Source organism: Streptomyces sp. NPDC001530 (genome assembly GCF_042894545.1).
Taxonomy (GTDB): domain Bacteria; phylum Actinomycetota; class Actinomycetes; order Streptomycetales; family Streptomycetaceae; genus Streptomyces.
Map to the genome: position 1 here is coordinate 51,115 of NZ_JBIAVS010000019.1, position 11,880 is coordinate 62,994.

An 11,880-nucleotide genomic window follows, 5' to 3' on the forward strand; every position below is an offset into this window, starting at 1 on the left:
CCTGACCCGCCGGGGGCTCCGCCCCTGACCCCTGCGCGCGGCTACGTCCTTGGACCTCGTCGGGGGCGCTGTCCCCCCTCGGGACTCGCCTCTGGCTCCTGTCCAGGACTCCGCCTCTGGCTCCTGTCCAGGGCTCCGCCTCTGGCTCCTGTCCAGGGCTCCGCCTCTGGCTCCTGTCCAGGGCTCCGCCTCTGGCTCCTGTCCAGGGCTCCGCCTCTGGCCGCTGTCCGGGACTCCGCCTCTGGCCCCTGTCCAGGGCGCCGCCCCTGGCCCTGTGGGGTGGGCGCTGGCCCCTGTGCCCTGACTGCGGTGCGCCTGCCTCGTACTCGTGGCCGAGGGCTTCGCCCTGGACGCGACGGAGGCTTTGGTTCGGAGCCCGCCCCGCAGCTTCCCCCGGAGCCCTGCCTGGTTCCGGCTCCTCAACCGTCGGAGCGGACCTGTTCTGTCTGTTCAGCCTGTCCGGCGTTTGAGGACGGGGCCGTTCAGGTCGAAGCGGGGGTCTGGGGGCGGCAGCCCCCAGGGGTGGGAATGGGTAGGGGCGGCGGGGGCGAATTCAGCCGTCCAGGCCGATGGCGAAGGCCGCTTCCAGGTCGTGTTGGGAGTAGGTGCGGAAGGCGACGTGGGTGTCGGTGGCCTCGACGCCGGGGATCTTGCTGATGCGGCCCGGGATGACGTCCGCGAGGTCTTCGTGGGCCTTGACGCGGACCATGGCGATCAAGTCGTACGTGCCGGTGACGGAGAAGACCTCGCTGACGCTGTCCAGCGCGGCGATCGACTCGGCGATCTCGGGGATCCGGTCCACGCTGGTCTTGATGAGGACGATCGCGGTGATCACGGTTGGTTCTCTCCCTCGGGGGCGGCCGTCGCTGGGGCCTTCACTCTAGTCGTACGGCCGAATCGGACCGATGCGTAGAGGAAGCCGGCCGAGAAGCCCACCAGGTGGGCCAGATAGGCGACGCCGGGGCCCGATGTGTCGCGGCCCGCCGCGAGCCACTGCAGGGTCACCCAGAAGGGCAGCACCACCCAGGCCGGGAAGCGCAGCGGCAGGAAGAAGAGGAACGGGAAGAGACTGGTCACCCGGGCCTTGGGGAACAGGTACAGGAACGCGCCGAGGATCGCGGAGATCGCCCCGGACGCGCCGACCAGGGACTGTTGCGAGGAGGCGTTCGCGGCGGCGTAGCCCAGCAGGGCGAGATAGCCGCACCCCACGTAGAAGAGGGCGAACTGCACGTGGCCCATGCGTTCCTCGGCCATCGCCCCGAAGACGTAGAAGAAGAGCATGTTGCCGAGGAGGTGGAGCCAGCTGCCGTGGATGAACAGGGCCGTGGCGGGAGTGAGCGCCGCGCGGGGCGCGCCCTCGAAGAGCTCGGTGGGCACCACGCCCCAGCGCCGGAAGTAGGCCCGCTGGGCGACCAGTAGTTCGTCCCCGCTGCCGTACACCGGATTGAGGCCCGCCGCCGGGCCGATCACGAAGATCAGACAGCAGAGGGCGATCAGGCCGTATGTCACCGGCGCCGACTGTCCCCGGATCGCTCTGCCGACCGTCGTACTCCAGTTGCTGATCATGGTGCAGAGCATGGCGTAACGGGAGCCATGCGGACAGACCGCCTCGCCGCTGTGGACAGCCGAGCGTCGGGTACCCGCCAGGCCGTAGGGTTACGAGCCACATGCACCAGGGAGACTGGCGCTGGACGGACACTAGAAGGAAAGCGACTGCCACATGACGGTTCCCCTGCCGGACGCCAAGACTCGCTGGCGCTGCACGCTCTGCGGCAACCTCACGCGTTTCGACGTGACCCGCTCGTCGAAGGTCGTCGAGTATGTGCACCTCGACCTGGCCGGTGAGCCGAAGGTCGAAGAGCGCGAGGTGGTCAGTGAGACCATCGAGTCGGTCCGCTGCCGCTGGTGCAACGCGGTGGATCAGGTGGAACTCGTGGACAGGCCGGGCGCCGGCTCCTGAGGGAGCGGGCCCCGCACAGGCATTGGGGTGACGGATGGTGGAGACCACAGGCGGGGAGCCGGACGACGGCGCCGCTGAGGTGCTCGACCGTCCGCTGCCCGATGGTGTGCGGAGAAGAGTCGTCCAGATTGTCTCCGATGGTTTCGGTGGGCTGACCGTTGGTGAACTGCCTACCCAATTGCGGCAGTACGCCCGGTTCGCCCCCAACCGGCGGGCGAAGTTCGCCGGTAACGCCATGGCTGCGGCGCTGGAGACGGACCCTCTCTTCAGACAGCGCATCGCCGAGAAGCTGAGAGAGGCGCAGCCGGAGCTCACCGGTGCCCTCGACTCGGGCGCGCCGCCCCCGGCCGCGGACCCGCTGGACGTGGCGGCCGCGGCCTATGTGCTGCGCCCCACGGGCTGGGTGAAGCTGGTGACCGCCGCGGGCGAGGAGGCCCTGCGGGCGGACGCCGAGCGCGCCGACGAGGAGAACCGGGCCGAGCTGGAGCGGCTGCGTGAGGAGCTCGCGCAGGCCCGCGGCCAGACGAAGGCCGAGACCGAACGGCTGCGCACGGAGCTGGAATCGGCCAAGAAGGAAGCCGAATCGCTGCACCGCAAGCTCCGCGGCGCCCTCAGCGACGTCAAACGCGGCGAGGCCGCACTGCGCAAGATGCGCGGCGAGATGGACGCCGTGCGGGCGGAGGGGCAGGCCCAGGTGTCCGCCGCCGAGAGCGAGACGCGGCGGCTCAAGGCGCGGCTGGGGGAGGCCGAGGCGACCCTCGAGGCGACGCGGCGAGCGGCGCGCGAGGGACGCAGCGTCGAGGACATGCGCGTACGGCTGCTGCTCGACACCGTGCTGGACGCCGCTCAAGGGCTGCGGCGGGAGCTGGCGTTGCCGCCCGTGTCCGTACGGCCCGCCGAGACCGTCGATGCGGTCGAACCGGGACGGATGACGCCAAAAGACATCGCCGCCCGCGCCCTGTCCGAAAATGATCCGGCGATCCTCGACCAGCTCCTCGCGCTGCCGCAGGCCCATCTGGTCGTCGACGGCTACAACGTCACCAAGACCGGCTATCCGCAGATGCCGCTCGAGAAGCAGCGCCTGCGGCTCCTCGGGCAGCTCTCGCAGCTCGCCGCGCAGACCGGCGCCGAGGTGACCTGTGTCTTCGACGGGGCCGAGCTGGCGGCTCCCGTGCTGCTCGCGCCGCCGCGCGGAGTGCGGGTGCTGTTCTCCAAACCCGGTGTCACCGCCGATGAGTTGATCCGTCAGCTGGTGCGTGCCGAGCCGCCGGGGCGGCCGGTCATCGTCGCCTCCACCGACCGTGAGGTGGCCGACGGCATCGCCAAGGCGGGTGCGCGGCCGGTCGCTTCGGCGGTGCTTCTCAAGCGTTTTTCGCGGGGCTAGTCGAGCGCATCTCGCTCGGTTGACCATCTGGACTGTACGTCTCATAGGGAACGTAAGTCCCATGCGCAACATCCGGGCGTGATGCCCGAATTGGCAAGACCTTCACGCAACGTAGTGTCAAGCCCGCATCACTGCATGTGAGTTGTCGGCAAAGAATGCGCTCGGTGACCGAGATTTTTCCTATGAGGATTTGAACTGATCACGAGAGGGTCACTAGGGTCAGGCCTCGAACCTCCGCTCGGGTGATCACTCATTGGGAGTGACGGCGGAGGGGCACCGCCCGTCGGCGCAATCGGCAGGCGGCTGGAGGAAGAAGGAGCTCGCCTTCGTGGCGTCCCACCGTCGACCCAAGCAGCCGAGCCGCACCCGTGTGACCGTGCTCACCACCGCCGCCGCCGCTGCCGTGGCCCTCAGCGCGAACGCCGCCAACGCCGCGCCGAGCGAGAAGCCGAGCAAGGACGAGGTCAAGGCCAAGGTCGACAAGCTCTACGAGGAGGCCGAGCAGGCCACCGAGAAGCTCGACGGGGCCAAGGAGAAGCAGGAGAAGCTGCAGAAGCAGATCAGCGCCCTGCAGGACAACGTCGCCCGCGGCCAGGAAGAGCTCAACGACCTGCGCGACGGCCTCGGTTCCATGGCCAGCGCCCAGTACCGCACCGGTGGCATCGACCCCTCCGTGGCGCTCTTCCTCTCCTCCGACCCGGACGACTATCTCGACAAGGCGTCCACGATGGACCAGCTGAGCGCTCAGCAGGTCGAGGCGCTGAAGAAGGTCCAGGAGAAGCAGCGCTCGCTCGCCCAGCAGCGCAAGGAAGCCTCCGACAAGCTCAAGGACCTCGCCGACACCCGGGCGGAGCTGGCCAAGAAGAAGAAGGAAGTCCAGAGCAAGCTCGGCGCGGCGCAGAAGCTCCTCAACACCCTGACGGCGCAGGAGAAGGCGGCTCTCGCGGCCGCCGAGCAGGAACGCGCCACCCGGGCCAGCGAGCGCGTCGACCTCGGCAACAGCAAGGCCGCCTCCGGGCGCGCCGGCGCCGCGTTCTCCGCCGCGCAGAGCAAGATCGGCTCGCCGTACGTCTACGGCGCCTCCGGTCCCTCCTCCTTCGACTGCTCGGGCCTGACGTCCTGGGCCTACGCCCAGGCCGGTGTCTCCATCCCGCGCACCTCGCAGGCGCAGGCCAACGCCGGTACGCGCATCTACTCGCAGAGCGACCTGCAGGTCGGCGACCTGGTCATCTTCTACAGCGACCAGCACCACGTCGGTCTCTACGCGGGCAACGGCCAGGTACTGCACGCCCCGCGCACCGGAACGGTCGTCCGCTACGAGTCGATCGGCAACATGCCCTTCCAGTTCGGCGTCCGCATCTGACGCACAGCTGTTGAGGGGACCCCTCGCAGCGCCGCCCAAACGGGCGAATTGCGGCAACTCCCGCTGACCCCACGCCCCGTCGGTGACCTGCGTCTCCGGCGGGGCGTCGCTTTAGTGTGCCCGCGGAGGTCTTTGGCCGGTGCGTAGTCGCACGGCTACTGTCTGGCGCGTTTCCCCCAACTCCGGGGGACCACCGTCAGCGGAAGGGAGAGCGGCTACCCGTGGGGTCCCATCGCCGCCTTGCACCGTCCGGCTTCGACCGGGGCGCAAGCGTCGCCGGTTTCGCCGTCTGCGTGATGTCCGCCGCGGTCGCGGCACTCGGCGCCCTACCGGCGGCCGCGGCACCGCGGGACGACGCCCAGGCCGAGGTGGACCGTCTGTTCGCGCAGGCGGAGAAGGCCACCGAGGCGTTCAACAAGGCCGACGAGCGCGCCGATTCGCTGCGGGGGCAGGTGAGTACGGCACAGGACGAGATCGCCCGGCAGCAGGAGCGCATCAACACCATGCGGGACGCGCTCGGTTCGCTGGCCGGCGCCCAGTACCGGTCCGGCGGCCTCGGTCCCTCCCTCGCGCTGCTGTTCTCCGACGACCCGGAGGAGTACCTCGACAAGGCCGCCGCGCTGGACCGGATCACCGCGCACGAGGCCGGTGAGCTCAAGGACCTCCAGCTCGCCCTGCGCGACCTCGCCCAGAAGCGTGAGGAGGCCACCGGCAAAATCGCCGAGCTGGAGCGCAGCCGCAAAGCCGTCGCCCAGCACAAGCGGACCGTCGAGCGGAAACTGGCCAAGGCAAGGCAGCTGCTCAACTCGCTGCCGGACGCCGTGCGCGACGCCTACGACCGGGCGTCGCGTTCCACGCGCTCCGACATGCCCGACCCCGGGGGCGCGCATCCGTCCTCGGCCCGCGCGGCCGCCGCCGTCGCCGCGGCCCGCTCGGCGCTCGGCCGCCCGTATGTGTGGGGTGCCAACGGGCCGGTCGGCTTCGACTGTTCGGGCCTCATGCAGTGGTCGTACGCGCAGGCCGGAGTCGGTCTGCCACGCACCTCGCAGGCCCAGCGGTACGCCGGACAGCAGGTACCGCTCTCCCAGGCACAACCCGGCGACCTGATCACCTACCGCTCGGACGCGAGCCACATCGCGATGTACATGGGCAACGGCCAGGTGATCCACGCGCCCTACCCCGGCGCCCCGGTGCGCTACGACCCGGTGGGCATGATGCCGATCTCGTCCGTGACGCGGGTCTGACCCCTGGGCGAAGCCGCCGTACGATCGGGAACGTGGCTGGTCGAAGGCGTGCGTCGCGAGTGGTTCTCTCCCTGGTACTGCTGCTCGCCGTGCTCGTCGGCTGCGGCGGCCGGGCGCCTTCGGACACCGCGTCGGCCGAGGTGCAGCGGGTGCTCGACCGGCGGGCGGCGGCGGTCCTCGACCGTGACGAGCCGGCCTACCGGGCCACCGGGCAACTGGCCGCCGCAAGCGCCGAGTTCGCGCATCTGCGCGGTGTCCCGCTGGCGTCCTGGTCGTACCACCTGACCGGCCTGCACCGCTCCGGCGACCGGGCCACGGCCGACGCCGAACTGCGCTACCGCATAAAGGGCTACGACACCGTGCCCGTCACCGTCGCCCGCACCCTCGGGCTGACCCGCACCGGGGGGAGCTGGTACGTCACCTCGGACGAGCCCGCCGAGAAGGCCGGCGAGCAGCTGTGGGAGCAGGGGGCCGTGACGGTCGTACGGGGTGAGCACAGCCTCGTCCTGGGGGTCGGACAGTCCGGCGAGCGGCTGCGCGGGTACGCGGATCTCGCGGACCATGCCGTGCCCGTCGTGTCGGAGGCGTGGGGCACCGACTGGTCGGGGCACGTCGTCGTGCTCGTACCGAAGTCGCTGCAGGGGATGGCGGGGCTGCTCGGCGCTCCGGCGTCCGGGTACCGGGGGATCGCGGCGGTCACCACGGGCGAGGCGGGCGGCTCGGCCCGGGCGCCCGCGGACCGGATCATCGTCAACCCCGAGGCGTACGGCATCCTCGGCGACTTCGGCAAACAGGTCGTGCTCACCCACGAGACGACGCACGTCGCCACCCGCACGCACACCACGGTCGCAACTCCCCTGTGGCTCTCCGAGGGGTACGCGGACTGGGTCGGCTACCGCGGCAGCGGGCGGACGGGCGCGCAGGTCGCGCCGGAGTTGGAGCGTGCCGTGGCGGAGGGGAGGGTTCCGGCCGCGCTGCCGGACGACGAGGACTTCGGGTTCAGCGGGGACGCGGGGCGGCTGGCGCAGGCGTACGAGGGCGGCTGGATGGCCTGCCGGCTGATCGCCGACCGCTGGGGCGAGGTCCGTCTCAACGACTTCTACCGAGCGGTGGGCGACCACAAGAAGCGGGCCGGGGCGGTCGAGGGCGCGCTGCGGGACGTGCTGCACACGACGCCGGAGAAGTTCACCGCACAGTGGCGGGACTACCTCAGGGCGCAACTCGGCTGATTCTCCGGCGTCTTCCGCGTCGCGTCTTCCGCGTGTCCCGCTGGTTCCGCGTTTCGCGGGCCTGCTGCTGCCGTTCAGCCTTCCAGCTGCGCGATGGCTTCCGCCAGCCACTTCCGCTCCGCCTCGCCCGTCGCGCGCGCCACCCGCAGCATGCCCTGCTGGAACAGGTCGTCGGTCTCCTCCGCCCGTACGGGTTTGCCGTCCCGGTAGAAGAAGCTCGCCGGCGTCTCCAGGAACTCCTGACGGCGGCGCAGGACCGCGGCCTGCTCCCGGGGATCGGGGAGGTGGCGCAGGAACGCGAGCAGCGTGTTGAAGCGCACGTGGTCGGTGATCTCGGCCTGCTTGGGGTGGCGCAGCCGTTCCAGGAGGTCCTCGCGGCCCTTGTCGGTGAGCGACAGGATGCGGCGCGGGGCGGCGCTGCTGCCCGGCTCCGTGCGCTGGTCCAGCTTGCCCGCGGCGACGAGGCGGGTGATCGCGGGGTAGAGCGCGCCGTCGCTGACCGGGCGGACATGGCCGCTGAGCGCTTTGATGCGCTCCTTCAGCTCATAGCCGTGCAGGGGCTCTTCGGACAGAAAGCCGAGGATCGACAGCTCCAGCATGGGGCGGCTCCGTGGTTTCGGGTCTCGTGGGTTGCGGGTTCTCGTGTGAGCATGCTACCTCTTATCGAGCTACCTCTAAACGAGATAGCTCGAATCGAGGGAATCGGGAGTGTTCCTGTGAACGCCCACCGCAAGCAGCTCATCTCTCTCGCCCACCCCGTCTACTTCTCCCTGCTCGCCTCCGTCGCCGCCGGGATCATCAACACCGTCTGGGTCTCCCGGCTCGGCGGCGCCGCCGTGGCCGCCGTCGCCGTCGCGACCAACACCGAGAACGTGCTGCTCGGCGTCGCCCTCGTCTTCGCCTCCGGCACCACCGTCCTGGTCTCGCATGCCAGGGGCGCCCGCGATCCGAGCGCGGTCCGGGCGGCCGTACGCGGGGGATGGGCGCTGTGCGCGGTGGTCACACCCGTGGTCGCCGTGGGCGGATATCTGCTGCGGGAGCCGCTGGCCCGGCTCGTGCTGGGCGGCGACGGGCACGCCCTGTCACTCGCCGTCGGCTACTTCGTGATCTCTTTGCCAGGCATCGCCGTCTTCTTCGCGCAGAACCTCGTCGACGGAATCCTGAAGGGCACCGGCGACACCCGCACCCCGATGCGCCTCGCCCTGCTCGCCAACGGCCTGATCCTCGGCCTCGACCCGCTGCTCATCCACGCGTACGGCGTCCAGGGCGCCGCCGCCTCCACCGTGCTGTGCCGCTGCGTGGCCCTGGCCGTGGGACTGCGCGCCCTGCGCCGGAACGCGCTGCTGCGGGAGGCGGCCGTCGCCGCGCCCGCGGAGGCGACGGGTGCCGCGCTGCGCCGGACCCTCACGACCGGGCTGCCGATGTCCGCCGACTTCACCGTGCGGCAGGGCGGGGCGCTGGTCCTGGTCGCGATCGTGGCCCGGCTCGGGGTGACGGCCGTGGCGGCGTACTCGATCGCGTACAAGGTCCTGTACGTCGCGACCATGGCGTTCTACTCGGTCCGGCAGGCCGCCTCGATCCACACCGCGCACACCCGGGGCGCGGGCCGGGACGAGCGGGGTGCCATCGGGCGGCAGGCCGTGCTCGTCTCGGGAACGGTCGGCGCGCTCGCCGCGGCCCTGCTCGGGCTTCTCGCCCCCTGGATCATGCGGGCCTTCGGCGCCGGACCCGACGTCGCGCACGAGGGGGTGCTGTTCCTGCGCTGCGTCGGGCCCTACCTGCTGCTGATGGCCTGCTTCATCGCGCTCGGCGGGGTCTTCGAGGGGAGCGGGGGAGCACCGCTGCTGCTCCGGGTGACGCTGGTCGGCACGGCGGTCCAACTCCCGCTCGCCTACGCCCTGTCGGGGCTCGGGCTGCCCGGCATCTGCCTGGCGCTGGCGCTGTCCATGACGGTGCAGTGCGCCGTTCTCCTCGGCTGGGTCAGGCGTCGGCGTCAGGAGGACGCCAGGCTCTCCCTGGTGCGGGCGGCCTGAGAGGGGAGCGTCGCGGCCGGTTCGGACACCGTGTCCCGCCACAGTTTCAGGGCGGCGAGCAGGGTGGCGATCACCAGCAGCCCGTTGCGGACGAAGAGCAAGGTGATGCCGAGCCGGTCGCTGGAGACGACGTGCGAGAACCAGAGCGGGAACTCCAGGACGGTCACGAAGCACGCGGCCAGCACGACACCGACGGGCAGGGTCATCCGGCTGCGGCGGAAGCACAGACAGACCGCCGCCAGCCCGACCAGCCAGACCATGTACTGCGGGCTGATGACCCGGCTGGTGGTCGTGAACATCAGCACGGCCACGAACGCGGCGTCGGCGAGCGTGTGCGGCAGGAACCGCTTGGCGCACAGCCGCCACAGCAGCAGCCAGCCGAAGGCGATCGCGGTGAGCCCCAGGGCCGCCGTGCTCACCAGATCGACGTACGGACCGAGGAACTCCACGGAGCCGTAGTTGAGCAGCACCTGGCCGTCCCAGCCGTACTGCCGGGCCACATGGAAGACGAGGGAGCCGAGCGACTCCACCTCGGTGCCGCGGTCGCGCTGGAAGGTCAGGAAGGAGAAGGCGCCGGGCATCGCCACGGAGAACACCGCCACGATCCCTCCGGCGGTCACCACCGCCGCGGCCCACGCCCGGCGCCGCACGGCCCCGACGAGCAGCAGCACCGGCCACACCTTCAGCACCGCGCCGAAGCCCGCGAGCGCCCCCATCAGCCGCGGATGGCGCGCCCCGGCGAGCAGCGCGGCGACCGCGACGGCCGTCACCATCACGTCGTAGCGGGCGTACACGGTCGGCCCGAGCAGAGAGACGCCGATCACCCACACCCAGGCGCCGCGCAGCGTTTTGCCGGCGCGCAGGCCCGCGTACTGGAGCAGCCCGAACACCACGAAGTCGGCGAGGAAGGCCAGCACGAAGAAGGCCTGTGCGTAGTCGAGGAAGGGCAGCAGGGCGGGGGAGAGGATCGGCAGCGCGGCGGCCGGCGGGTACTGCCAGGTGACGTCGTCGAGCGGGAAGGTGCCGTGCCGCAGCACCTCGTACCAGCCCTGGTAGATCACGGACACGTCGCTCGTGACGTCCGGGCCGGGGAAGACGTACACCTTGAACACGAAGAGGAGCAGCAGCAGCCTGGTCAGGCCCCAGGTTCCCAGCAGAGCGACCAGCCCGAACGGGAACCTCCCCCTTGCGCCCGTCATGCCCACCTGGCCCTTGATCGTCCGGAACTCATGTGCTGTGCTGCCCGTGTTGTCGCTGTTCGCGGAGCCCGCGGCGGGTGCGCGGAGCCGCCGCGTTTTCGCGGAGCCATGATGTCGTGCCACCCTGTGCGCGAGCCGTCAAGCGCGGCCGTGCGGAGCTGTGAGTATAGGTTCGATACTGTCGAACACGATGCATAAGACCCTGATCGTGACGAACGACTTCCCGCCCCGCCCCGGCGGCATCCAGGCGTTCCTGCACAACATGGCGCTGCGCCTGGATCCCGAGCGGCTCGTCGTCTACGCCTCCACCTGGAAGCGGAGCCGCGAGGGCGTCGAGGCGACCGCCGACTTCGACGCCGAGCAGCCCTTCACCGTCGTACGGGACCGCACGACGATGCTGCTGCCGACCCCGGGCGCCACCCGGCGTGCCGTCGGACTGCTGCGCGAACACGGCTGTACGTCGGTGTGGTTCGGGGCGGCGGCCCCGCTCGGCCTGATGGCGCCGGCGCTGCGCAGGGCGGGCGCCGAGCGGCTGGTGGCCACCACGCACGGGCACGAGGCCGGGTGGGCTCAACTGCCCGCGGCGCGTGGGCTGTTGCGCCGGATCGGTGAGTCGACGGACACGATCACCTATCTCGGGGAGTACACGCGCTCGCGGATCGCCTCCGCGCTGACCCCCGAGGCCACGTCCCGGATGGTCCAACTGCCGCCCGGCGTCGACGAGAAGACCTTCCACCCCGGCTCCGGCGGCGACGTGATCCGGGCCCGGCTCGGCCTCACGGACCGGCCGGTGGTGGTCTGCGTCTCCCGACTGGTCCCGCGAAAGGGCCAGGACACGCTGATCCTCGCCATGCCGCGCATCCTGGCCAAGGAGCCGGACGCCGTGCTGCTGATCGTCGGCGGCGGGCCGTACGAGCGGGACCTGCGCAAGCTCGCGTACGACACCGGGGTCGGCCAGTCCGTCCGCTTCACCGGGGCGGTGCCCTGGGCGGAGCTGCCCGCGCACTACGGCGCCGGAGACGTCTTCGCGATGCCCTGCCGGACGCGCCGGGGCGGGCTCGACGTCGAGGGGCTCGGCATCGTCTACCTGGAGGCCTCCGCGACCGGGCTGCCCGTCGTGGCGGGCGACTCCGGCGGGGCGCCCGACGCCGTCCTCGACGGTGAAACGGGCTGGGTCGTGCGCGGTGGCTCCTCGGAGGAGGCCGCCGACCGCATCATCACCCTCCTCGGCGACTCCGAGCTGCGGCGCCGGATGGGGGAGCGGGGCCGCGAGTGGGTCGAGGAGAAGTGGCGCTGGGACCTGCTGGCGGAGCGGTTGAAGGAGCTGCTGTAGCGCCTCATGGGGTGCCGCTTGCGGGCTTGCGGCGACTGCGGGTTGTCGTGGGCTGGTAGCGCGGTTCCCCGCGCCCCTTCAGGGGCGCGGGGAACCGCGCGAGCAACCAGCCACGGCCGTGAGCCGCAAGAAAAC

At 71.1% G+C, this 11,880-nt stretch carries 11 protein-coding genes; 7 read left to right on the top strand and 4 right to left on the bottom strand.

Features of this window, described 5'->3' with window-relative positions; genetic code table 11:
• Positions 1-553: 553 nt before the first annotated feature.
• Both ACFY0T_RS34430 and ACFY0T_RS34435 read right to left on the bottom strand, forming a co-directional pair.
• A complete protein-coding gene (locus tag ACFY0T_RS34430) occupies positions 554-835 on the bottom strand; it encodes an Lrp/AsnC family transcriptional regulator (RefSeq protein WP_388879624.1) in 282 nt (93 codons plus the stop codon).
• Entirely contained in the window at positions 832-1,566 is a 735-nt protein-coding gene (locus ACFY0T_RS34435; protein WP_388879627.1) for a rhomboid family intramembrane serine protease, read from the bottom strand. The genes ACFY0T_RS34430 and ACFY0T_RS34435 overlap by 4 nt, the downstream gene beginning before the upstream one ends.
• A 154-nt stretch (positions 1,567-1,720) precedes the next feature.
• On the opposite strand from ACFY0T_RS34435, the gene ACFY0T_RS34440 reads away from it, so the two are divergent.
• From ACFY0T_RS34440 to ACFY0T_RS34460, 5 genes are all read left to right on the top strand, one after another.
• Entirely contained in the window at positions 1,721-1,960 is a 240-nt protein-coding gene (locus tag ACFY0T_RS34440; RefSeq protein WP_037624014.1) for a hypothetical protein, read from the top strand.
• A gap of 34 nt (positions 1,961-1,994) precedes the next feature.
• Positions 1,995-3,344 (top strand): NYN domain-containing protein, encoded by a 1,350-nt coding sequence (locus tag ACFY0T_RS34445; protein WP_388879630.1) that lies wholly within the window; start codon positions 1,995-1,997, stop codon positions 3,342-3,344.
• A gap of 328 nt (positions 3,345-3,672) precedes the next feature.
• Entirely contained in the window at positions 3,673-4,707 is a 1,035-nt protein-coding gene (locus ACFY0T_RS34450; protein ID WP_388879633.1) for an NlpC/P60 family protein, read from the top strand.
• 221 nt (positions 4,708-4,928) lie between these two features.
• The gene (locus ACFY0T_RS34455) at positions 4,929-5,951 is read left to right on the top strand and encodes an NlpC/P60 family protein (RefSeq protein WP_388879636.1); all 1,023 of its coding nucleotides are present in this window, start codon (positions 4,929-4,931) and stop codon (positions 5,949-5,951) included.
• Between the two features lie 32 nt (positions 5,952-5,983).
• Complete coding sequence (locus ACFY0T_RS34460) at positions 5,984-7,180, top strand: hypothetical protein (RefSeq protein WP_388879638.1); 1,197 nt, start codon at positions 5,984-5,986, stop codon at positions 7,178-7,180.
• A 74-nt stretch (positions 7,181-7,254) separates the two neighbouring features.
• Here the strand turns inward: ACFY0T_RS34460 and ACFY0T_RS34465 are convergent, their stop codons facing one another.
• On the bottom strand, positions 7,255-7,779 hold the full coding sequence (locus ACFY0T_RS34465) for a PadR family transcriptional regulator (protein WP_388879642.1): 525 nt from the start codon (positions 7,777-7,779) through the stop codon (positions 7,255-7,257).
• Positions 7,780-7,896: 117 nt separating this feature from the next.
• Between ACFY0T_RS34465 and ACFY0T_RS34470 the strand changes: the two genes are divergently transcribed.
• Positions 7,897-9,213, top strand: coding sequence for an MATE family efflux transporter (locus ACFY0T_RS34470; protein ID WP_388879645.1), 1,317 nt, complete (start codon positions 7,897-7,899; stop codon positions 9,211-9,213).
• Here ACFY0T_RS34470 and ACFY0T_RS34475 read toward each other — a convergent pair.
• Positions 9,174-10,412 carry a glycosyltransferase 87 family protein gene (locus tag ACFY0T_RS34475; protein ID WP_388879648.1) on the bottom strand — a complete coding sequence of 413 codons (1,239 nt, stop codon included), beginning with the start codon at positions 10,410-10,412 and terminating at the stop codon, positions 9,174-9,176. The genes ACFY0T_RS34470 and ACFY0T_RS34475 overlap by 40 nt on opposite strands.
• A gap of 190 nt (positions 10,413-10,602) precedes the next feature.
• Here ACFY0T_RS34475 and ACFY0T_RS34480 point away from each other — a divergent pair, with 190 nt between their 5' ends.
• Positions 10,603-11,745: a glycosyltransferase family 4 protein gene (locus tag ACFY0T_RS34480; protein ID WP_388879651.1), complete on the top strand. Its 1,143-nt coding sequence runs from the start codon at positions 10,603-10,605 to the stop codon at positions 11,743-11,745.
• Positions 11,746-11,880: the final 135 nt, after the last annotated feature.